21 protein-coding genes are annotated in these 22693 nt (G+C 63.0%); 12 read left to right on the top strand and 9 right to left on the bottom strand.

Annotation, left to right across the window (positions count from 1 at the left end; translation table 11 throughout):
* Nucleotides 1-34: 34 nt before the first annotated feature.
* Entirely contained in the window at nt 35-421 is a 387-nt protein-coding gene (locus ASD44_RS11510; protein WP_056115964.1) for a hypothetical protein, read from the bottom strand.
* A 172-nt stretch (nt 422-593) separates the two neighbouring features.
* On the opposite strand from ASD44_RS11510, the gene ASD44_RS11505 reads away from it, so the two are divergent.
* Together ASD44_RS11505 and ASD44_RS11500 are read left to right on the top strand one after the other, a co-directional pair.
* On the top strand, nt 594-1649 hold the full coding sequence (locus ASD44_RS11505) for a sugar phosphate isomerase/epimerase (RefSeq protein WP_056115960.1): 1056 nt from the start codon (nt 594-596) through the stop codon (nt 1647-1649).
* 106 nt (nt 1650-1755) lie between these two features.
* Nucleotides 1756-2955: a Gfo/Idh/MocA family oxidoreductase gene (locus ASD44_RS11500; protein ID WP_056111902.1), complete on the top strand. Its 1200-nt coding sequence runs from the start codon at nt 1756-1758 to the stop codon at nt 2953-2955.
* A gap of 41 nt (nt 2956-2996) precedes the next feature.
* Here the strand turns inward: ASD44_RS11500 and ASD44_RS11495 are convergent, their stop codons facing one another.
* From ASD44_RS11495 to ASD44_RS11465, 7 genes are all read right to left on the bottom strand, one after another.
* Entirely contained in the window at nt 2997-4013 is a 1017-nt protein-coding gene (locus ASD44_RS11495; protein ID WP_056111899.1) for a zinc-binding alcohol dehydrogenase family protein, read from the bottom strand.
* Between the two features lie 66 nt (nt 4014-4079).
* Complete coding sequence (locus tag ASD44_RS11490) at nt 4080-5045, bottom strand: ABC transporter permease (protein WP_056111896.1); 966 nt, start codon at nt 5043-5045, stop codon at nt 4080-4082.
* A complete protein-coding gene (locus tag ASD44_RS11485; RefSeq protein ID WP_056111894.1) occupies nt 5042-6595 on the bottom strand; it encodes a sugar ABC transporter ATP-binding protein in 1554 nt (517 codons plus the stop codon). The genes ASD44_RS11490 and ASD44_RS11485 overlap by 4 nt, the downstream gene beginning before the upstream one ends.
* A 162-nt stretch (nt 6596-6757) precedes the next feature.
* Nucleotides 6758-7753 carry an ABC transporter substrate-binding protein gene (locus ASD44_RS11480; protein ID WP_056111892.1) on the bottom strand — a complete coding sequence of 332 codons (996 nt, stop codon included), beginning with the start codon at nt 7751-7753 and terminating at the stop codon, nt 6758-6760.
* A gap of 254 nt (nt 7754-8007) precedes the next feature.
* Nucleotides 8008-8442, bottom strand: coding sequence for an RbsD/FucU domain-containing protein (locus ASD44_RS11475; protein WP_056111889.1), 435 nt, complete (start codon nt 8440-8442; stop codon nt 8008-8010).
* Nucleotides 8443-8512: 70 nt separating this feature from the next.
* Nucleotides 8513-9529: an aldo/keto reductase gene (locus ASD44_RS11470; RefSeq protein WP_056111888.1), complete on the bottom strand. Its 1017-nt coding sequence runs from the start codon at nt 9527-9529 to the stop codon at nt 8513-8515.
* Between the two features lie 32 nt (nt 9530-9561).
* Nucleotides 9562-11067 (bottom strand): altronate dehydratase family protein, encoded by a 1506-nt coding sequence (locus ASD44_RS11465; protein ID WP_056111885.1) that lies wholly within the window; start codon nt 11065-11067, stop codon nt 9562-9564.
* Nucleotides 11068-11206: 139 nt separating this feature from the next.
* Between ASD44_RS11465 and ASD44_RS11460 the strand changes: the two genes are divergently transcribed.
* The 6 genes from ASD44_RS11460 to gndA all read left to right on the top strand — a co-directional run bounded on the left by ASD44_RS11460 (nt 11207) and on the right by gndA (nt 16946).
* Nucleotides 11207-12100: a GntR family transcriptional regulator gene (locus tag ASD44_RS11460; RefSeq protein WP_056111884.1), complete on the top strand. Its 894-nt coding sequence runs from the start codon at nt 11207-11209 to the stop codon at nt 12098-12100.
* Between the two features lie 95 nt (nt 12101-12195).
* Nucleotides 12196-12618 (top strand): DUF2946 family protein, encoded by a 423-nt coding sequence (locus tag ASD44_RS18775; protein ID WP_320409833.1) that lies wholly within the window; start codon nt 12196-12198, stop codon nt 12616-12618.
* 87 nt (nt 12619-12705) lie between these two features.
* Nucleotides 12706-13266, top strand: a complete 561-nt coding sequence (locus tag ASD44_RS11450; protein WP_082542454.1) for a copper chaperone PCu(A)C — start codon at nt 12706-12708, stop codon at nt 13264-13266.
* Between the two features lie 26 nt (nt 13267-13292).
* Nucleotides 13293-13814, top strand: a complete 522-nt coding sequence (locus ASD44_RS11445) for a YcnI family protein (RefSeq protein ID WP_056111881.1) — start codon at nt 13293-13295, stop codon at nt 13812-13814.
* Nucleotides 13811-15385, top strand: a complete 1575-nt coding sequence (locus ASD44_RS11440; RefSeq protein WP_056111879.1) for a copper resistance protein CopC — start codon at nt 13811-13813, stop codon at nt 15383-15385. Before ASD44_RS11445 ends, ASD44_RS11440 begins: the two co-directional genes overlap by 4 nt.
* Before the next feature lie 139 nt (nt 15386-15524).
* On the top strand, nt 15525-16946 hold the full coding sequence (gene gndA / locus ASD44_RS11435) for an NADP-dependent phosphogluconate dehydrogenase (protein ID WP_056111876.1): 1422 nt from the start codon (nt 15525-15527) through the stop codon (nt 16944-16946).
* A 45-nt stretch (nt 16947-16991) separates the two neighbouring features.
* Here the strand turns inward: gndA and ASD44_RS11430 are convergent, their stop codons facing one another.
* A complete protein-coding gene (locus ASD44_RS11430; RefSeq protein WP_056111872.1) occupies nt 16992-18041 on the bottom strand; it encodes a LacI family transcriptional regulator in 1050 nt (349 codons plus the stop codon).
* 360 nt (nt 18042-18401) lie between these two features.
* On the opposite strand from ASD44_RS11430, the gene ASD44_RS11425 reads away from it, so the two are divergent.
* From ASD44_RS11425 to ASD44_RS11410, 4 genes are all read left to right on the top strand, one after another.
* Entirely contained in the window at nt 18402-19640 is a 1239-nt protein-coding gene (locus tag ASD44_RS11425; protein ID WP_056111869.1) for an ABC transporter substrate-binding protein, read from the top strand.
* Nucleotides 19641-19719: 79 nt separating this feature from the next.
* Complete coding sequence (locus ASD44_RS11420) at nt 19720-20622, top strand: sugar ABC transporter permease (RefSeq protein WP_056111866.1); 903 nt, start codon at nt 19720-19722, stop codon at nt 20620-20622.
* Entirely contained in the window at nt 20619-21560 is a 942-nt protein-coding gene (locus tag ASD44_RS11415) for a carbohydrate ABC transporter permease (RefSeq protein WP_056111863.1), read from the top strand. Before ASD44_RS11420 ends, ASD44_RS11415 begins: the two co-directional genes overlap by 4 nt.
* 5 nt (nt 21561-21565) lie before the next feature.
* Nucleotides 21566-22654 carry an ABC transporter ATP-binding protein gene (locus ASD44_RS11410; RefSeq protein ID WP_056111860.1) on the top strand — a complete coding sequence of 363 codons (1089 nt, stop codon included), beginning with the start codon at nt 21566-21568 and terminating at the stop codon, nt 22652-22654.
* Nucleotides 22655-22693: the final 39 nt, after the last annotated feature.

Genomic DNA, 22693 nt, shown 5'->3' with positions numbered 1-22693 from the left:
ACGACGACAAACCATCGCCGGAGATCAATTGCCGTCAATGCGAAGAGCAGTGCCGGCGTTCACTGGCCTTGGCTTTGCGCTCGACCGCCGTCGCCACGAGGACCGGAAGGGTGTGAAGTTTGCCGTTGAAGGTCTGGACGCGATTCGTGATCGAGCCGCGCAGCACCAGCCTGCCGGAATAGAGCGCGTCGGAAAGTTCCGGCGTCCGGTCCTTCCTCGGCAGTCCGCTTGTATCGGCTGACACGCCCTTTACGATCCTGCCGGTGGCGATGTCGAGCGCGCTGCTGGACGGGCACGGCGCCATGATACAGCGCAGTCCATTGTCGCAGACAACGTAAAGGCCAGCGGAGGCCTCGGCGACGGACATAAGCGCCAAGCAGGCGATGGCGACAAGCGGCGTCAGCAGGGGTGAAAAGCGCATGCGATCAGACTTGCCGCCAATTGCGGCGAAACGGCGGTCGCCGGCCATTGGCGTAGTCAACCCGGCATGCAAAAAAAGGCGCCGAGGTTCCGATATAAACGGTTGAAATTGTAGTTCATTCCGGTTCAAGTGACCGTCGCATACATGGATGGCCGCAAGAGGAGGAAAGCCGATGCCAACGACGATGAAGGGGCCAGCCATTTTCCTGGCGCAGTTCGCGGGCGATGACGCGCCGTTCAATTCGCTTGGCGCAATTGCAAAGTGGGCAGGCGACCTTGGCTACAAGGGTGTGCAGATCCCGACCTGGGACGGCAGGTTGTTCGACCTCAAGAAGGCGGCGTCGTCCAAGACCTATTGCGACGAGGTGAAGGGCATCTGCGCCGATGCGGGTGTCGAGATCACCGAGCTTTCCACGCATCTGCAGGGCCAGCTTGTTGCCGTGCATCCGGCTTACGACGCCCAGTATGACGGTTTCGCGCCGGCGAGCGTGCACAACAATCCCAAGGCGCGGCAGAAATGGGCTGTCGAGCAGATGAAGTTCGCCGCCAAGGCGTCGAAGAATCTCGGCCTCAAGGCCTCGGTATCTTTCTCCGGTTCGCTGGCGTTCCCCTATCTCTATCCGTGGCCGCAGCGGCCGGCCGGACTGATCGAAGAGGCTTTCGCCGAACTCGGCAAGCGCTGGAAACCGATCCTCGATGTCTATGACGATAATGGCGTCGACCTCTGCTACGAAATCCATCCCGGCGAAGATGTGTTCGACGGCGCGACCTTCGAGATGTTCCTCGACGCGGTCGGCGGCCACAAGCGCTGCAACATCAACTACGACCCGTCGCATTTCCTGCTGCAGCAAATGGATTATCTGGCGTTCATCGACATCTATCACGAGCGCATCAAGGCCTTCCATGTGAAGGATGCCGAATTCAATCCCACCGGCCGGCAGGGCGTCTATTCCGGCTACCAGGGCTGGGTGGATCGCGCCGGCCGTTTCCGGTCGCTTGGCGACGGACAGGTCGATTTTGGCGGCATCTTCTCGAAACTGGCGCAATACGGCTATGACAGCTGGGCGGTGCTGGAGTGGGAATGCTGCCTCAAGCACCCGGAGGACGGCGCGGCCGAAGGCGCGCCGTTCATCCAGCACCACATCATCCGCGTGACGGAGAAAGCGTTCGATGATTTCGCCGGCGGCACGACGGACAAGAAGCTGCTACGCGCCATGATGGGGATTTGAACGAGCGGCAGTCGGCAATAGGCAATCGGCAGTAGGACCACCCGATAAGGTGGTGTCGGTTGATATGTAGTTCTGACTGCCGACTGCCGAACAACGGAGAAGACACATGGTCAGCAGCACAAAGGTTGAATCGGGCAGTGGGCCGATCCGGCTCGGCATGGTCGGCGGCGGGCAGGGCGCGTTCATCGGCGCGGTGCATCGCATCGCGGCGCGCATGGACAACGAATTCGTGCTGGTGGCCGGCGCGCTATCGTCCAACGCCGACCGTGCCAAGGCTTCGGCGGCCGAACTCGGGCTCGATCCGGCGCGCAGCTACGCTTCCTATGCCGAGATGGCGAAGGCAGAGGCCGCGCGGCCGGATGGCATCGAGGCCGTCGCCATCGTGACGCCCAACAATGTGCATTTCCCGGCGGCGAAGGCTTTCCTCGAGGCCGGCATCAACGTCATCTGCGACAAGCCGCTGACGGCGACGCTGGCCGAGGCGAAAAAGCTGGCGGCGCTGGTGGAGAAGACCGGGAAGGTCTTTGTGCTGACGCACAATTACACCGCCTATCCAATGGTGCGGCAGGCACAGGAAATGGTCGCCAAGGGCATGCTCGGCGACATCCGCGTTGTGCAGGCGGAATACCCGCAGGACTGGCTGACCGAGGATCTCGCCGCGACCGGCCAGAAGCAGGCATCTTGGCGCTCGGACCCCAAGCAGTCGGGCGCCGGGGGCGCGCTCGGCGACATCGGCACCCATGCCTACAATCTCGCTCGTTTCGTTTCGGGGCTTGAGCTGGATTCGCTGTCGGCGGATATCGACGCCTTCGTGCCTGGCCGCCAGCTCGACGACAATGCGCATGTGCTTCTGCGCTTCAAGGCGAAGGGCAAGGCCCATGCGGCCAAGGGCATGCTGTGGGCGAGCCAGGTGGCGCCCGGCCATGAGAACGGACTGAAGCTGCGCGTCTATGGCTCCAAGGGCGGGCTGGAGTGGGTGCAGGCCGATCCGAACTACCTCTGGTTCACGCCGTTCGGGCAGCCGAAGCAGTTGCTGACGCGCGCCGGCGCGGGCGCCATGCCTTCGGCGGCGCGGGTCAGCCGGGTGCCGTCAGGCCATCCGGAAGGCTACCTCGAAGGCTTCGCCAACATCTATGCGGAAGCCGCCCGCGCCATCCGCGCGGCGCGCAAGAAGGGCGGCAAGCCGGGCAAGGATGTCGTCTTCCCCACTGTGCAGGACGGCGTCGAAGGCGTCGCCTTCATTGAGGCCTGCGTGAAATCATCGAAGAAGAATGGAGCCTGGACGAAGCTCCAGGAGATCGTTTGACATTGTGGCGAGCGGTGTTCTGCCGCTCGCAACCGCTTTAACTAAGCTCCAATCTCGATAACAGCCTTGATGAGGCCCGATTTCTCGTGCGCCCAGCGCGCCAGATCGCGGGGGGTGTTTTCCAGCGTGGTCCGGTGGGTGACGAGCTCGTCCAATGGCACCGCGCCGGAGCGGATCGACGCCGCGACATGCTCGAAATCGGCGCGCAGCGCATTGCGGCTGCCGATGACCGACATTTCGCGCTTGTGAAATTCCGGATCGGAAAAGGTGATGTCGTCCTTCACCACGCTGACCAGCACCAGCGCGCCGCCATGCGCGACATGAGCGAAGGCCGACTGGACGGACTGCGTGTTGCCGGTGGCATCGAAGACGGCCTCGAAACCGTCGCCGCCGGTGGCGTTGCGGACCAGCTCCGCTGCCGGGGCATCGCTGCCGTTCAGCGCGCCGAAGCCAAGGCTCGCGGCGAAGTCCAGCCGCTCGGCGCTCATGTCGAGGAGCGTGACCTCCAGCCCGGCGATGCGCGCGAAGATCGCCGCGCCAAGGCCGATCGGACCGGCGCCGACCACCAGCGCCCTGGTGACGGAAACCGGGCCGGAGCGCCGCACCGCGTGCGCCCCGATGGCAAGAAATTCCACCGCCGCCGCTTCGGCCAGCGAAAGACCGTTGGCAGGATAAAGATTATCGGCCGGGACGAGAATTTTTCCGCACATCGCGCCGTCGCGATGGACGCCCAAGACCTCGATGCGGACGCAGCAATTCGGCTTGCCCTGCCGGCAGGCGACGCAATGGCCGCAGGCAATGTACGGGTTGACGATGACCGGTGTGCCCGCCTCCAGGGCGACACCGGCGCCGGCGGTCAGCACCGTTCCGGAAACCTCATGGCCCATGATGCGCGGGTAGGCGAGGAACGGGTGCTTGCCTTCGAAGATATGGTAGTCGGTGCCGCATATGCCGACATGACTGACCGCGACCAGGGCCCAGCCGGGAGGTGGAGCGTCCGGTTCGGGACGGTCCTCGAAGACGAGTTCGCCGGGCGACCGGCAGATGACGGCTTTCATGCGATGTTCCAATGATTTTCCTGTCTCCGGAGCCGGGGCTCCGGAGACATTGCGCGCAAGTCTCGATCACTTCCCGCGGCGGCGCAGCCCGTCGAAGTAAACGATGATGATGATCAGCGCCCCGGTGATGACGCGCTGCCAGAACGAATTCACGTTCAGCAGGTTGGCGCCGTTGTTGATGGTGGCGAGGATGAAGGCGCCGAGCAGGGGGCCATGCACCGAGCCGATGGCGCCGAAGAGGGACGTCCCCCCGATGACCGACGAGGCGATGGCCTGCAGTTCCCAGCCTTCGGCCTGCGTCGGATTGCCAATGCCGATGCGCGAGGCCAGCAGCACTCCGACGAAGGCGGCGCACAGGCCCGACAGCGTGTAGGCCATGTAGATGGTGCGCGAAACGTTGACGCCCGACAGTCGCGAGGCCTCGGCGTTGGAGCCGACCGAGAACAGATAGCGGCCCCAGCGGCTGTGATGCAGGAATATATAGGCCGGAACGCCGACCAGGATCACCATCCAGAACAGGTTCGGCACGCCGAGGAAGGAATTGCGCGAGAACTCCTGGAAGGCGTCATTGTTGATGGAAATTGAACTGCCACCGGTCATCAGCAGGCCGATGCCTCGCAGCGAGGTGAGTGTCGCCAGCGTGATGATGAAGGGCGGCAGGCCCATCTTGACGATGCCGAAGCCGTGGAAGACGCCTATGGCGAGACCCACGCAAAGTGTCGCCAGCACAGCCAGCCAGACCGGCCAGCCGGCATTGATCATCATGGCCGGGATGACCGTGCAGAATCCGACAATGGCGCCCACGGACAGGTCGATGCCGCCGGTGATGATGACGAAGGTCTGTCCGACCGCGAGAATCGCGATCATCGAACCCTGGCGCAGCAGGTTGGTGATATTGGTGGATGAGGCGAAGCTCGGCGTCGCCAGCGAAAGCGCGATCCACAGGAGAACCAGAAGAGCCAGCAGGGTGAGGCCGAACAGGACATTGTAGTTCCGCTTCGGCTTTTCGACCGTCAAGGTTTCGGTGCTCATGGCTGCTCCCCGTGTTTCTGCTTTGCTGCCTCCAGCGCTTCGCTGAGGATTTCCTCGTGGCTTGCTTCGTGGAAGCCGTGGCTGGCCACCAATCTGCCGCGGCGGAACACATGCAGCGTGTCCGCCAGTTCATACACTTCCGGCAGGTAGGACGAGATCAGGATGATGCCGGCGCCTTCCGAAAGAAGCGCACTGAACAGGCGATAGATTTCCGCCTTTGTGCCGACGTCGACGCCGACGGTCGGTTCGTCGAAGATGAACAGCCGGGCGCCATGGTTGAGCCACTTGCCGATGACGATCTTCTGCTGGTTGCCGCCGGAAAGGCTGGACGCCAGCGCATGGCGGCTCGGCGTCTTGATGCGCAGGCCGGCGATCTGGCGCTCGGCCTGCTGCTTTTCCTGCGCGCCGGAAATCAGCGCGTTTCTGGAGATGCGCTTGTAGATCGGCAGGTTGAGGTTCAAGCCGACTGGAAGGTTGAGGCAAAGGCCCTGGTCGCGGCGGCTTTCGGGCGCCAGCGCCATACCAAGGCGCATCGCATCGTGCTCGGAGGCAATGGAGACTTCCTTGCCGTCCCACAGGACCGAGCCGGCGGTTTTCGCATGGCGGCCATAGACCGTGGTGACGAACTCGCTGCGGCCGGCGCCGATCAGGCCGTAGAGGCCAACGATCTCGCCTGAGCGCACTGTCATCGAGATGTCCTCGAAGCCCTTGCCGGAAAGATTCTTGGTTTCGAGGATCACCGGGCCGAGATCGAAATGTTCCTTGTGGTAAATCTGCTCGATCGAGCGATTGATCATCAGCCGCACGAGTTCGGCGTCGTCGGTTTCGTCGATGTTGCGGGTGCCGACATAGGTGCCGTCGCGCAGCACCGAAACACGGTCGGCGAGTTCGAACACCTCTTCCATGCGGTGGGAGATGTAGATGATGGTGACGCCTTCCGATTTCAGCCGGCGAATGAGCGCGAAAAGCTGGTCCGCCTCCTTGCGGGTCAGGTAGGCGGTCGGCTCATCGAAGATGAGAAACTTGGTGCCGCGCACGGTGGCGCGGGCGGCGGCGATCAGCTGCTGCTGGCCGATGGTGAGATCGCCGAGCATGACATGCGCCGGCAGGTCGAAGCCGAGATCGTTGATGATCTTCTGCGCATCGCGCACCATGGCGCGCTGCTGCAGCAGGCCGTAGCGGACATTCTCCTCGCCGAGGAACATGTTGGCGGCGACCGTGAGGTGCCTGCACAGCACGACTTCCTGATGCACGGCGTTGATGCCGAGCGCCATCGCCTCGTGCGGCGTGGCCAGCGCGACGGGTTTGCCTTCCCACATCACCTCGCCGGAGGTGCGCGGCATGACGCCGGTCAGGAGCTTGATCAGCGTCGACTTGCCGGCGCCGTTTTCGCCGACGATGGCGTGTATCTCCCCGGTCCGGAAAGCGAGGTCGACAGGCTTGAGCGCGTGGGTGCCGGGATATTTCTTCTCAAGGCCGCGCAGTTCGAGGATGACGCTGCCGGGCGCGATATCCGGAGCCGGATGCAGCTCGGCTGCTGGCGATGTCATGACAATCCTCCCAGATTGGCCACCCCGGTGGCATGTCGCGGCGCCGTATTCAGCTGCCGCGGCATTTGCTTGCGTAACCCGGAAACGGTCTTTTCCAAACCGTTGCGGACAAGGCGAAGTTTCCGGGGCAATGCTGCCCCGGAAACACTTGCGTCGGAAAGCCTAGTCGAGCTTCGGGTTGAGAAGCGCGTCGATCTTCGGCTCTTTCATGTTGGCCTTCGTCACCAGGTTGGCGCCGGTGTCGACGAAGGTCTCGACCTTTTCGCCCTTGGAGGCGGCCAGCGCGGTCTTTATGCCGTCATAGCCCATCCGGTAGGGGTCCTGGACGACGAGGCCCGAGATGACGCCGTCATTGAGGAACTTGATCAGCTTTTCATCCGAGTCGAAGCCGATCAGCGCCACCTTGCCGGAGAGATTGTTTTCCGCGATCGCCTGGCCAACGCCCTGCGCCATGATCAGGTTGGAGGCGAAGATGCCCTTCAGGTCCGGATTGGCGGTGATCAGGTCGGTGGCGATGTTGAGGCCGGTGGTGGCCTGGCCGTCAGCGTATTTGTCGGCGATGACGGTCAGTTCCGGATATTTCGCCTTTACCTGCTCGAGGAAGCCCTCGCGGCGCTGCTCGAGCGAACCGGCGCCCGGAAGCGCGGTGATGATCGCTACCTTGCCTTCGACCTTGCCGCCATTGGCGGCCTTGATCGCCTCGGCCAGACCGTCGGCGGCGACACGGCCGCCCTGGGTATTGTCGGTGGTCAGGAATGAGGTGAAAGCCTTCGAGTCGGCGCTGGAGTCGATGCCGATGATCTTCACCTTTGCGGCGGCCTCATCGATCGGCTTGCCGAGCGCCTTGGCTTCCGTAGGCGAGATGACGATAGCCGCCGGATTGCCGGCGACGGCGTTTTCGAGGATCGAGATCTGGCCATTGACGTCGGTTTCGGCCTGGGCGCCCAGTTCGGGAACAGTAACGCCGAGATCCTTGCCGGCCTTGCGGGCGCCGGCCAAAACGATCTGCCAGTAGAAGGAGGTGGTGTCCTTCACGATGATCGGAATGGTGACATCCGCCGCCGAGGCCGGAGCGGTGTGCATGACGCCGGTGAGCATCGATGCTGCGGCGAGCGCCATCACGGCGCGGCGGTTGAGAATGCTGGTGACGAATTTCATAGGCTTCCTCCCTAAGTCGCCTGGTGAACTTTTACGAAGCTCCATGGGATAGGCGCGACCGCACAGAACTTTATAGATAAAAAACAGACATCATCTTGTTATGCGAATGGCTCGGCGTTTTCAAGCGTTCGTTGATGGGTCCCGAACACGTGGCCTTTCCGAATATGAAATAATAATTCCATCTTATAGTCAAGATGGAATATTCATTCTGTAGCCGACGAAATATTTCTCCTGATGGTCGGCTCATCTCCTCCTCAGGCTTCCGGTCGCAATACGCCCTTCTTCAGGATGATGTTCGCATAGATTGCCCGTTCGCCCGACGCGACGATGTAGGCTGCCTTCCGGGACCGCTCATAAAACGCGAAACGCTCGACCGGCGCGACGGCGAACGGGCCGGCGAGGCGATCGACGATCTTCTGATAGGAAAGGCAGATATCCGGGACACGCGCAGGATCTTCCACGACCTCCATGCGGAACGCCGCGACCTCGACATAAGTATCGAGCGGCATATGGGTAAGGATCGCTTCCAGTAGGGCTTCGCCGCCGATCCCATCGGCGCGGATGACCTTGGGGCCCATGGTGCCGGCCGGGAAATTGGCGTCGGCGATGACGATCTCGTCGCCATGCCCCATGGTGCGCAGTGCGTGGAGAAGATCAGGACCGAGAAGAGGGTGTATGCCACGCAGCATCAGCTTGTTTCCCGTGAGAGGTTGAATGCGAAGGCTTTACTGCGTCCACACCGAACGGTGCCAAGGCGGGTCATTCACGCACCGCTCCCGTCAATGGCGGCTGCACGGCGGTATATGGCCGGAAGCTTTCGAAGTCGCTCTCCGGAACCTTGGCGTCGAGCAGGGCCATGTTGCGCCGCAGGCTTGATGCCTTCGCCGTGCCGATCAGCACCGTCGCTACGCGGGGCTCGTGCAGCGGGAACTTCAACGCGGCGGCAGCCAGCGGATAGCCTTTGCCGGTGGCCAACTCTTCCATCGCCCCGACCTTGGACAGGATATCGGCCGATGCCGGACCATAGTCGAAATGCGAGCCTGACTTCGGGCCGGTGGCAAGAATGCCCGAATTGAAGACACCGCCTATCACCAGCGAGGTCTGTGTCTTTTCGCAGAGCGGGATCAGTTCCGCCTCGGCGGAGCGATCGAGCAGCGAGTAGCGGCCGGCAAGAAGGATGCAGTCGATGGGCGCGCGCCGCATCACCTGCAGGCACACCTCGACCTCGTTGACGCCGAGCCCATAGGCGGAAATCACGCCACCGGATTTCAATTCCTCGAGTGCCTTCAGTCCGCCATCGAGAAGCTGGCCGAGATGCAGCTTGGTCAGTTCGATGCCGTGCGTGTAGACGCCGATGTCGTGGACATAGAGGATGTCGATGCGGTTCAGTCCGAGCCGGGCATAGCTGAACTCGACCGAGCGCATGATGCCGTCATAGCTGTAGTCATATTCAAGCTTGAACGGCAGCGGATCGACGAAGCCGAGCTTCGGCACTTCGCTTTCAGGCGCGGGCTTCAACAAGCGTCCGACCTTGGTGGACAGGACGTATTCGTCGCGCGGCTTGCTGCGGAGGTAATCGCCGAAGCGGCGTTCCGAAAGACCGAAACCGTAATGCGGCGCGGTGTCGAAATAGCGCATGTCCGCGTTCCAGGCGGCATCAAGTACCGCCTCGGCGTCGGGTTCGGACACGGCCTGATAAAGATTTCCCAGCGAGGCGCCGCCGAAACTGTATTCCGTGACCTCCAGGGTCGTCTTGCCGATGCGGCGCTTATTCAATGCGTGTCTCCCACTATGTACGCGGCCACGACCTAGAGCGTCGCGCCAAGATGCCACGGCACGAATTCATTATCGCCATAGCCGAAGTCCTCGCTCTTGGTCTTGCGGCCGGAAGCCGTTTCGACAATCAGGTCGAATAGCTCGCGCCCAAGCTGCGGGATGGTCTTCTCGCCCGACGCGATGACGCCGGCATCGACGTCCATGTCCTCTTCCATGGACCGATAAAGGGCGGAATTGCTGGCGACCTTGATGGACGGCGTTGGCCTGCAGCCGAAGCAGGAGCCGCGGCCCGTCGTGAAGACGATCACATTGGCGCCGCCGGCGACCTGGCCGGTGGCGGAGACAGGATCGTAGCCCGGCGTGTCCATGAACACGAGACCGTGGCCGGTGACCTTTTCAGCATAGCCGAAGACGCCATTCAGCGGCGTCTGGCCGCCCTTGGCGACCGCACCCAGCGATTTTTCCAGGATGGTGGTCAGGCCACCGCGCTTGTTGCCGGGCGAGGGATTGTTGTCGATGGAAGCACCGTGCATGGCGGTATGGTTCTCCCACCATTTGACGAAACCGTCGAGCTTCTGGGCGATTTCAGGCGTCGCGGCGCGATAGGCGAGCAGGTGCTCGGCGCCGTAGATCTCGGTCGTTTCCGACAGGATGCCGATGCCGCCGGCGTCGGCGAGTATATCGACCGCCGCGCCAAGCGCCGGATTGGCGGTGATCCCCGACATGCCGTCGGAACCGCCGCATTGCAGGCCGACGACGATCTCGCTCACTGGAATCGGTTCGCGCTTCAGGCTGCCGACCTCCTCGGCGATTTCGGCCAGCACGCCCATGGCCTTCTCGACCGACTTGCGCGAGCCGCCGGCGTCCTGGATGTTGAAATGACGCTTGCCGGCGGCGACGCCCTTCTGGCCGTAAAGCGTCAGCTGATTGACCTCGCAGCCGAGGCCAACCATCAGCACGCCGCCGAAATTCGGATGCCGGGCATAGCCGGCCAGCGTGCGATGCAGGGCCATCATGCCGTCGCCGGTGCCGCTCATGCCGCAGCCCTGGCTATGAACGATCGGGACGAAGCCGTCGATGCCGGGATATTTCGGCAAGAGTTCATGGTTGGCCCGTTCGGCAATCGATCGGCAAACAGTGGTCGAACAGTTCACGCTGGCGACGATGCCGATATAATTGCGGGTGCCGGCGCGGCCATCGGCGCGGCGATAGCCCATGAAGGTGCGGGCGCGGTCGGCGTCCGTCGCATGCACCGCTTCGCTGGGCGGAACGACCGGCAATCGGCCGGATTCGAAGACGAGATTGTGCGAATGGACATGTTCGCCCGGCTCGATATCGCGGGTGGCGCGGCCAATCGCCTGCGCGTACTTCACCACCGAGGCGCCGGCTGCTATGTGGCGGATGGCGACCTTGTGGCCGGTCTCGATGACTTCCCGCGCCGTGGCGCCGCCGGGCAGTGGGTTGCCGGGTTCAACCCGGCCGTTGGCGACGGCGACATTGTCGGCCGGTGACAGAAGAATGCTGTTGGCGGGGTTCACGGAGGTCCTGCGGCGTTTCCTGGCGCATTGACAGACTGCGCTGTGTTGCTATTGTCTTTTATCGTAAAAAAACATTTTTACGTCAATCATTTTTTGAATGACGTGGCCTCGCTGGGCGGCGTGTCGACAAGGGCCGAGAATGTCGAAAAGCAACAACGTCTACAAGGACGCCTATAACAGATGTCTCGGCCTCCTTGACGAGACCCAGAACCTGCCTTCCGAGCCGGAGCTTGGGACGATGCTGGGGGTAAGCCGCACCACGGTGCGCACCATCCTTGCCCGCATGGAGGAGACCGGGCTGATCGCCTGGAACAAGCGCAGCAAGACGGTGCTGCGCCAGCCGCGAGCGGACGACTATTTTCCCGACGAGGAAACCGATTCCCTTTCGGAAATCATCGAACGCAGCTTCATGCGCCGGCTGCTGGCCGGCGGCGCGGAAGCCGGCATGCAGATCAACGAACTGGAACTGGCGCGCGAGATCGGCGTCGGCACCACCAGCGTGCGCGAATTCCTGATCCGGTTCAGCCGTTTCGGCCTGATCGAGAAACGCCGCAACAGCCACTGGGTGCTGAAGGGATTCACGCGCGCCTTCGCACTGGAGCTGACTGAAATACGCGAAATGTTCGAGCTGCGCTCGGCAGCCGCTTTCGCCGGGCTACCACCCGACAGCCCGGTATGGAACGACCTCGACCTTCTGGAGGAAGAGCATCGCGCGCTGGCCGGCAACATCGCCTCCCGCTTCAACGCGTTTTCCGAGCTGGACGAGCGGTTCCACCGCCTTATCCACCGCGCCTCTCGCAATCGCTTCATCGTCGATTTCTACGACGTCATTGCCATGATCTTCCACTACCACTACCAGTGGAACAAGGCCGGCGAGCGGCAGCGCAACGAAGTGGCGGTGCAGGAACATCTGGCCTATATCGCGGCGCTGAAATCGCGCGATCCCGGCAAGGTGGACGCCGCCTGCCGCGCGCATCTCAAGTCGGCCCGGCAAACCCTGCTGGCTTCGATTCCCGAAATCGAAAAAGCCTAATCCGGGGCTGTCACTGCCGATCTCGTCTTGGCGTTCGTCGTCACCGCGCCGCGATGCCGCAGCGCTGATTTGTCAATGTTCCGCATCATATCCCTGTGCTAGGTATCGATATCGCAGGAATTCGAGGGACGGTTTTGCTGGCACGGCGCAGGCGATGGAGGATAGCTGCCACATTCGCGGCTGCCTATCTGCTCGTCCTGCAATCGCTGCTCGGCGCTTTTGCCTTCGGCAACGGTCCGAATGCCAGCCAGCTCGACGCCTTTGGCAATGTCATCTGTACGCATGAGGGCGCCACCGAGCTTCCCGCTGGTGACAATCATCAGCGGCACGACCAAAGCTGCTGCCTGTTCGGCTGCAGCTTTTCGACCGCACCCGTCGGCGTAGCGCCGGACGCTGCGGCTCTGCTTCCAGCGATCGTCTGGGAACGGACAGCGCCGCAGAGGCTGGCGTTCGCCGGCCTTGTTCTGCGCAGTGAACGCTCCCCCGCCAACCCACGCGCGCCCCCGCTTCAGGCCTGAACAGTATTTGGTCCGGCGGCCCGACGGGTTGCCGGTGATTGCCAGCTTTGCCGCGAATAGCGCGGCCTGTTTTGCCATGGAGCAACCATGTTCATTCAAGATCCGAAATCCGTCGGGCGCATCGCTGCGTGCCTGCGACCCCCTCACTTCCTGCGTTCCTTTGAGGAGCGACTCGGTATTGCCGTGCTTGCCATCGCCTTGCTGTTTGTCGGCGCGCATGGCGTGTGGGCGCATGAGTTCAAGCTTGGCCAACTTGACATCGATCACCCCTGGTCGCGGGCGACCCCTCCGGGCGCCAGCGTCGCCGGCGGCTATTTCACCGTCGCCAATGAAGGATCGACGCCGGACCGGCTGGTGTCGATCTCATCTGATATTTCTGAAAAGGCGGAGATGCATGAAATGACCGTCAAGGACGGCGTCATGACCATGCGTCCGGTGCAGGGCGGGCTCGAAGTCCCGGCCGGCGGCAAGCTCGAACTGGCGCCGGGCGGCTATCACCTCATGTTCATCGGTTTGAAGCAGGCGCCCAAGGCGGGCGAGAAATTCGCAGCCACTTTGACATTCGAAAAGGCTGGCAGCATTCCGGTCGAATTCGATGTCGAAGCGATGGGCGGTTCGGGCAGCATGAAGATGGACCACGCGCAGTGATGGCCGCGATTTTTCGGGAGACAACAATGTTGAAGGCTATTTCCACCATCGCCGCTGTTCTCGTTCTGGGCGTCACCCCGGCTTTCGCACATGTGACGCTGGAGACCGGCGAGGCTTCCGTCGACTCAAGCTACAAAGCCGTGCTGCGCGTGCCGCATGGCTGCGAGGGCAAGGCGACCATCGCCGTGCGGGTCAAGGTTCCGGAAGGGTTCCTCGCCGCCAAGCCGATGCCAAAGGCCGGCTGGACGCTGAAGACCGAGACCGGCAAATACGCCAAATCCTACACGCTTTACGGTGAAGCCGTGACCGAAGGGGTGCAGGAAATCGGCTGGAGCGGTGGCAATCTGCCCGACGCCTATTACGACGAGTTCGTGCTGCGGGGCACACTGGCTGCCGACCTTCCGGCCGGCGAGATGCTCTACTTCCCGGTCGTGCAGGAATGCGAAGGCAATGCTGCCGAGCGCTGGATCCAGATTCCGGCGGCGGGGCAAAAGGCGGACGACCTCGAACTGCCGGCGCCGGGCATCAAGCTCTTGCCGAAAAAGTGAGGCTCTTCCGTCTCCTGGCGATCCTTCTGCTGTGGCTGGCGCTGCCGGCCACGGCCTTCGCCCATGCGACGCTCATTGGTGCGGAGCCCGCGGACGGCGCGGTGCTGCCCGCCGGGCCGGCGCGATTTGCGCTCAGCTTCAATGAGCCGGTGTCGCCGCTGGCGCTGACCTTGATCGGTCCGGACGCGGTGCAGGCCAAACTCGATTCCTCGCGTGTCGATGGAGGAACGCTCGTCATCGAAGCGCCGAAGACGCTCCCCCATGGCACGCATGTGCTGAGCTGGCGGGTCGTGTCAGCTGACGGTCATCCCGTGGCCGGTTCACTGATCTTTTCGGTCGGCGCACCGAGCGCGACGCCCATTGCCGTGGAGCCCGTTGACTGGCTGGTGCGGAGCGCGGTCTGGGCCGCTCGGGTGTTGCTTTATGCCGGGCTTTTCCTCGGTGTGGGCGGCGCCTTCGCGCTGGCCTGGCTGGCGGAGGGCGGACGCGCAGGCACGCGGGCCGTGCTCGTGTTCCTGATTGTCGGCATCATGGCGACCGTGCTCGCGCTCGGTCTGCAAGGCGTGGACGCTCTGGGCGTCCCGCTGGCGCATCTCGTCAAGCCGGTGGTCTGGCAGACGGGCTTTGCCACGAGTTACGGGTTGACGGTATCGCTGGCGCTGGCCGCGCAAGGGCTGGCGCTGTTGGCGCTGATCGTGCCGGCTTCGGCCGGGGTGATTTCGCCGACGGCCTTGGCTGTGGCGGGCGTGGCGCTTGCCGCCAGCGGTCACGCCAGTGCAGCCGAACCGCGATGGCTGATGCGGCCGATGGTGTTCCTGCATGGCGCCGGCATCATGGCGTGGGCCGGGGCGCTGGTCCCGCTGGGCGCCGCCTTGTTGCGGCGTGACACGAATGCCACGACCTTCCTGCTGCGTTTCTCCAGGATAATTCCGGTTGTCCTGGCGATGCTGGTCGGCGCAGGAACCGTACTCGCCGTGGTACAGGTCGGCACGCCAGCCGCGCTGCTGGAAACCGCATATGGCCGGCTGCTTGTCATCAAGCTGGCGCTGCTGACGGTGCTGTTCGGGCTCGCCGCCTTCAACCGGTGGCGGCTCACGGCAGCTGTCGCGGCGGGTGATGTGGCAGCGCGCAAACGGCTGCACCGTTCGATCGTCGCCGAGACGCTTATCATCGCCGCCGTGTTCTGCGTCGCCGCCGGCTGGCGTTTCACGCCGCCGCCGCGCGCGCTGGCGATCGCGGCGGCGCAACCCGCATCCACCCACATCCATACGCTGCAGGCGATGGCGGACCTCTCCTTGACGCCTGGGCAGGCGGGGCCGGCGGAAGCGCGTATCGTCATCATGACAGGAGATTTCGGGCCGCTGGATGCCAGGGAGGTAACGCTGGTGCTGTCTAAGCCGGATTCCGGAATCGAGCCCTTGAAGCGGCCGGCAACAAAGGCCGACGACGGCACATGGCGGGTGAAGGACCTTATTGTTCCCCTAGGCGGCAAGTGGAACGCGCGGCTCGACATTCTCATATCGGATTTCGACATGGCGCAGATCGACGGCTCCATAGATGTCCGCCCCTAGCTGTCGCTTGTCCTCAACCGTAAATCGATTGAAACAAAGCTGCCAGCGGCGGCACGGACTTGGTTGACGAAGCTCCCGCCAAAGCCCAAAACATGCCGGCAATCAGGACGGCGCCGCCGGCGCAAGCAGGGATGAGACAATGGAAAAAGCGGAAATCGGCCTGATCGGCCTCGGAACGATGGGCTCCAACCTGGCGCTCAACATTGCCGAGAAAGGCCACCGGATCGCTGTCTACAACCGTACGCAGGCGCGCACCGACGCGTTCGTCAAGAACGCCGGCCCGTTGCGCGACAAGGTCGTTCCCTGCGCCAGCCTGTCTGAACTTGCCGCCGCCATAAGGCCGCCGCGCCCGATCATCATCATGGTTCTGGCCGGCAAGCCGGTGGACGAGCAGATCGCGGCGCTGCGGAGTGAACTGGCCGGGAACGACATCGTCATCGATGCCGGCAACGCCAATTTCCGTGATACGATGCGCCGGTTCCAGGAGCTGGAAGGATCGGGCCTTACCTTCATCGGCATGGGCGTTTCCGGTGGCGAGGAGGGCGCGCGTCACGGGCCGTCGATCATGGTCGGTGGCACCGAGGAAAGCTGGAAGCGGGTGGAAAGCGTGCTGACCGCCATTTCGGCCAAGTTCAAGGACGAGCCTTGCGCCGCGTGGCTCGGCAGCGACGGCGCCGGTCATTTCGTCAAGACCATCCACAACGGCATCGAATATGCCGACATGCAGATGATCGCCGAGATCTACGGCATCCTGCGCGACGGGCTGGGCATGAGCGCGAAGGAGATCGCGCCGGTCTTCGCCGGCTGGAACAAGGGACGGCTCGAATCCTATCTCATCGAGATCACCGCCAATGTGCTGGCCGCCGACGATCCCAAGACCGGCAAGCCGGTGCCGGACATCATCCTCGACCGCGCCGGACAGAAGGGCACAGGCAAGTGGTCGGTGATCGAGGCGCAGCAGCTCGGCATTCCGGCAACCGCCATCGAGGCGGCTGTCGCGGCGCGGGTGCTGTCGTCGCTCAAGGACGAGCGGCTGGCGGCGGAGAAGGCCTATGGCAAGCTCGGCGTGACGTCCTTCTCGGGATCGAAGGAGGCGCTCCTGAAACATCTGGAACTGGCGCTGTTCGCCGGCAAGATCGCGGCCTATGCGCAAGGCTTCGCGGTGATGGCGGCAGCGTCCAGGGAGTTCGGCTGGAATTTGCCGATGCCGACCATCGCCAGGATCTGGCGCGCCGGCTGCATCATCCGCTCGCAGATGCTCGATACGATGGCGGAGGCGTTCGGTTCGGGCGGCGCCGACACCAATCTGCTGATGGCGCCGGCCTTCGTGACGATGATGAAGGAGGCGCATCCGTCGCTGCGGCATGTGGTGGCGCAGGCGGCCGAGGCCGGCCTGCCGACGCCGGCGCTGGCCTCCGCGCTCGGCTATTTCGACGCTTATCGTCAGGGTCGCGGCACGTCCAACCTGATCCAGGCGCAGCGCGACTTCTTCGGCGCACATGGTTTCGAGCGCATCGACGACAAGGGCGCGTTTCACGGACCCTGGGGGAGCGGGGCCTAACGAGCGCCAACCCTCCCCACAGGGGAAAGGTGAAATACTGGCGCATCACTCTACGGGCTTGTACGCCTCTACCGGTCCCGGCTTTGCCAGGCTCTGCAGCGAAGGGATCGCAGTGCCGGCGATGCGCGCCATCACCGCGTGCGCCAGCTCGGAGCCGGCCCGGCGCACGTCCTCGTTGACGACAAGAAGCTGCGGGCGCAGCAGATGCAGCAGGCGTGACGCCTGCTTGGAAACGATGTCGATATCCCTGCCGAGCACGAGACCGGCATCCTCCGCTCCGGCCACCAGCGCAAAGGTTGCCGAACCGGCGCCGCTGACGATGCCGTCCGGCCGGCCCGGACGACGCATCAGCTCTGCCGCGCGACGGCGTATCTCGTCGATGGAATGATCGACGGTGACGCTGGGAAACGAAACTTCGGCCAATCCAAGATCCGACATGGCGTCTGCGAAGCCGTTGCGCATATGGTGGAAGTAGCTGAGGCTGGCTGGCGGACCGAGCAGAGCGAGCCGCTTGCGGCCGAGCCCGGCCAGCTTGCCCACCGCCTCGGCGGCATAGGCATAGTTGTCGAAATCGTGGAACGGATGCTCGATGCCCATGTCGGTGCGGCCGTGGGTGGCGAACGGGAAGCCGCGCTCGGTCATGTAGCGGACGCGCTTGTCGTCCGGTTCCGTCCGCGAAATGATGATGCCGTCGGCTGAGCCGGTCTCGACGATGTAGCGGACCGGTTCCAGCGGATCGTTGTTGCGGGAGTAGGGAGTGACGATGAGGTGGTATGGCGTCTGCGCCAGCGCGCCGGAAATACCGTAGATGAGGTCCGACACGAAGCCGCCAATCTGCTCCTCGGTGTCCAGCACGAGACTGATGACATTGGTCTTGCCGGTGCGCAGGCGCACGCCCGCACGGTTGGGCCGATAGCCGATCTGCCGGGCGACGAGCTGGACGCGGCGGCGCGTTTCGGCGCCGATCTCGGGCGCATCCTTGAGCGCACGGGAAACGGTGGTGACGCCAAGCCCTGTCATGAACGCAAGCGTCTTCAGCGTCGGCCGCCGGGCCTCCGCTTCGTCCGCGTCTTCGTTTCGCTGCTCTCTGTCCATTGGTCCCGCCCGGCCGGCGCATAGCAGGAGCGGGCAAGCCGCGCAATCGTGCTTCCCTCGGCCCTGGCTGCGCTTTTGGAATAAACTGAAACGTTACAGATTGCAAAGAGGGATAGCTTAGAGCAGGGATGTTCCCGACAAGACATGCCTTCTGGATGGCGAATCGAGGGGGCAAAGGCCACATTCGAGGCGCATTTTGCAGCGCAAAAGAGATTTTTGCGCATCGCAACATTGCCAAACGCCGGAGAGATGTCCTTTTTCTTCGGCTCACGAAAAAATTGTCCAGCTCTGGCTTGCGAGTCTGCGCCAATTGCTTTATCGAAAATCTGTAACGTTTCAGATTTCTGGGAGGAGACCGAAATGCGATTTAAAATGATGGCTGCCGCGCTGGCTGCTTCCGTGACTTTGCCATTCGCAGGAGTTGCTTCGGCTACGGACCTTGAGGTCACGCATTGGTGGACCTCGGGTGGAGAGGCCGCCGCCGTTGCCGAACTCGCCAAGGCGTTCGATGCGACCGGCAATCACTGGATCGACGGCGCGATCGCCGGTTCCGGGGGTACGGCGCGGCCGATCATGATCAGCCGCATTACCGGCGGCGACCCGATGGGCGCCACCCAGTTCAACCATGGCCGCCAGGCGGAAGAGCTGGTCCAGGCCGGGTTGATGCGCGACCTCACCGATGTCGCCACCAAGGGCAAATGGACCGAGGTGGTAAGGCCGAAGAGCCTGCTCGACAGCTGCACCATCGACGGCAAGATTTATTGCGTGCCGGTGAACATTCACTCCTGGCAGTGGCTGTGGCTGTCCAATGAAGCCTTCGAGAAGGCAGGCGTTCCGGTGCCGAAGAATTGGGACGAGCTCGTCGCGGCAGCGCCGGCGCTCGAAAAGGCCGGCATCGTTCCGCTCGCGGTCGGCGGTCAGCCCTGGCAATCGTCCGGCGCCTTCGACGTGCTGATGGCGGCGATCGGCGGCAAGGATACGTTCCTGAAGGTCTACGAGGCCAAGGACGCCGAATTCGCGGCCGGGCCTGATATCGCCAAGGTATTCAAGGCGGCGGACGATGCCCGCAAGATGGCCAAGAACACCAATGTGCAGGACTGGAACCAGGCCACCAACATGGTCATCACCGGCAAGGCGGCCGCGCAGATCATGGGCGACTGGGCGCAGGGCGAATTCCAGGTCGCGGGCAAGACTGCCGGCAAGGATTACAGCTGCCTGCCCGGCCTTGGCCTCAATCCGATGATCGCCACGGGCGGCGACGCCTTCTATTTTCCGCTGCTCAAGGATGAGGAGAAATCCAAGGCGCAGGGCGTGCTGGCCGAAACGCTGCTCGACCCCAAGACGCAGGTCGCCTTCAATCTGAAGAAGGGCTCGCTGCCGGTGCGCGGCGACGTTGACCTGAACGCTGCCAACGACTGCATGAAAAAGGGTCTCGACATCTTGGCCAAGGGCGACGTCATGCCGTGGACCGACCAGCTTCTGTCGCAGGATACGCAGAAGCAGAAGGAGGATCTGTTCTCCGAATTCTTCGCCAATCAGAGCATGACACCGGAGGACGCGCAGAAGCGCTTCGCCGATATCATCGGCTCGGCCGACTGACCGCTCGGCCGATCCGATCATCCCGGTCCCGCGCGGCGGCGGGACCGGGATCCCGCGACCTGTCCTCATCGGTGCAACCATGTCCGTCAGCATGAAGAGTGAACGTCCGAGCCGGCTGTTCCGCAATCTCAATGCGAAGATCGCGTCGGTTCCGATGATCCTGACCGCGCTCGTCGTCTTCGTCGGCGGCACGGCGTGGACGGTTCTCTATTCCTTCACCAATTCGCGGTTGCTGCCGCGGCTGAATTTCGTCGGTCTCGACCAGTATTACCGGCTGTGGGCGGCGCCGCGCTGGCTGGTCTCGATCGAGAACCTTCTGATCTACGGTGTGCTGTCGCTGATCTTTTCGCTGGTCATCGGCTTCCTGCTGGCGGCGATGCTCGACCGGAAAATCCGCTTCGAGGATACATTCCGCACGATCTTCCTCTACCCGTTCGCGCTGTCCTTCATCGTCACCGGCCTGGTCTGGCAGTGGCTGCTCAATCCGGAGTTCGGCATCCAGGGCGTGATCCGCGGCCTTGGCTGGGAAAGCTTCAATTTCGACCCGCTCTACAATTCCAGCATCGTCATCTACGGCGTGCTGATCGCCGCGCTGTGGCAGGGGACCGGACTGGTGATGTGCCTGATGCTGGCCGGCCTGCGCGGCATTGACGAGGACATATGGAAGGCGGCGCGCGTCGACGGCATTCCGACCTGGCGCACCTATGTTTCGATCATCATCCCGATGATGCGGCCTGTGTTCATCACCACGCTGGTGATCATCGCTTCGGGTATCGTCAAGGTCTACGACCTCGTCGTGGCGCAGACCTCGGGCGGTCCCGGAATCGCTTCGGAAGTTCCGGCGAAATATGTCTACGACTACATGTTCTTCGCCCAGAATCTCGGTCAGGGTTTCGCCGCCTCGACCATGATGCTGCTGACGGTGGTGATCGTGATCGTGCCGTGGGCCTATCTGGAATTCGGGCGGAGGGGCAGGACATGAGCAATCCGGCTGTCCTGTCATCGACCATAGCCGGCGCCGATGCGGTGCGCGGCGAGCTAAGCGGACCGCGCGGGCCAAAGCCGCGCAGTGTCTTGTCACGCCGCAACATCTTTCTCTACGGCACGCTTTTCCTCGTCGCGGTCTACTATTTGCTGCCCCTCTACGTAATGGTGGTGACGTCGCTGAAGGGGATGCCGGAAATCCGGCTTGGCAATATTTTCTCGCCGCCGGTCGAAATCACCTTCGAACCCTGGGTAAAGGCCTGGTCGACGGCCTGCACGGGATTGAATTGCGACGGCCTTTCGCGCGGCTTCTGGAACTCGGTGCGCATCACCGTTCCCTCCGTCATCCTGTCGATCGCACTCGCCTCGGTGAACGGCTACGCGCTGGCCAACTGGCGCTTCAAGGGCGCCGACATCTTCTTCACCATCCTCATCGTCGGCGCCTTCATCCCCTATCAGGTGATGCTCTACCCGATCGTCATCATCCTGCGCGAGATCGGCCTTTACGGCTCGCTCTGGGGGCTGGTGCTGGTGCACTCGATCTTCGGCATGCCGATCCTCACCCTGCTGTTCCGCAACTACTTCGCTTCGCTGCCGGATGAGCTGTTCAGGGCCGCGCGCGTCGACGGCGCCGGCTTCTGGGGCATCTACCTGCGCATCATGGTGCCGATGTCGATGCCGATCTTCGTCGTCGCACTGATCATCCAGATTACCGGCATCTGGAACGACTTCCTGTTCGGCGTCGTCTACACGCGGCCGGACACCTATCCGATGACCGTGCAGCTCAACAACATCGTCAATTCGGTGCAGGGCGTGAAGGAATACAACGTCAACATGGCGGCGACGCTGATTACCGGACTGGTGCCGCTGATCATCTACTTTGTCTCGGGCAAGCTGTTCGTGCGCGGCATCGCCGCGGGCGCTGTGAAAGGGTGACCCGCATGAATGTAGCAAACGCCAGCGTGTCCGTGCAGGATTTGTCACTGAGTTTCGGCTCGGTCACGGTGCTCAAGTCGCTCAATCTCGATGTCGCCGAGGGCGAATTCGTCGTGCTGCTCGGGCCGTCCGGCTGCGGCAAGTCCACGCTGCTCAACTGCATCGCAGGCCTGCTCGACATTTCGGACGGCCGCATCTTCATCAAGGGTAAGAACGTCACCTGGGAAGAGCCGGCGGACCGGGGCATCGGCATGGTGTTCCAATCCTATGCGCTTTACCCGCAGATGACTGTCGAAAAGAACCTTTCGTTTGGATTGAGGGTCGCCGGCACGCCCAAGGACGAGATCGACAAACGCATCGCGCGGGCGGCCGAAATCCTCCAGATCGGCCCGCTGCTGCAGCGCAAGCCGGCGGCGCTTTCGGGCGGTCAACGCCAGCGTGTCGCCATCGGCCGGGCTTTGGTGCGCGATGTCGACGTCTTTTTGTTCGACGAGCCGCTGTCCAATCTCGACGCCAAGCTGCGCTCCGAATTGCGCGTCGAGATCAAGCGCCTGCACCAGAAACTCGCCAACACGATGATCTACGTAACCCACGATCAGATCGAGGCGATGACGCTGGCCGACCGCATCGCGGTGATGCGTGGCGGGGTCATCCAGCAGTTCGACGCGCCACAGGTGATCTATAACCGCCCGGTCAACCGCTTCGTCGCCGGGTTCCTGGGTTCGCCCGGCATGAATTTCCTCGATGGCAGACTGGAAAACGACGGTGGCTGGCATTTCGTCGCCGGTGAATTGAAGGTGCCGCTGGCGAGCTACGATTTCGAGCGCGAGCCGTCACCGGGAGCTTCGGTTTTCGGCATCCGGCCAGAACATGTCGGGCTGAACAGCGGCTCCGGCTGGCCGTTCACCGCCCAGGCGAGCGTCGACGTGGTGGAGCCGATGGGGTCCGATACGCTGGTCTGGCTCAAGCTTGCGGACCAGAATTTCACCGTGCGCGTGACCTCCGAGCGCGCACCGCAATCGGGCGAAAGCGTCGAGATCGGTTTCGATCCGATGCGAGCCTCGCTGTTCGACGAACAAGGCAACCGGCTGTGAGGCCGGTCGAGATACATCAAAGGCAGGATGGACGAACAT

It is taken from the genome of Mesorhizobium sp. Root554, assembly GCF_001427025.1.
Classification (GTDB): Bacteria; Pseudomonadota; Alphaproteobacteria; order Rhizobiales; family Rhizobiaceae; genus Mesorhizobium.
This window is presented reverse-complemented; position numbering and strand designations above follow the sequence as displayed.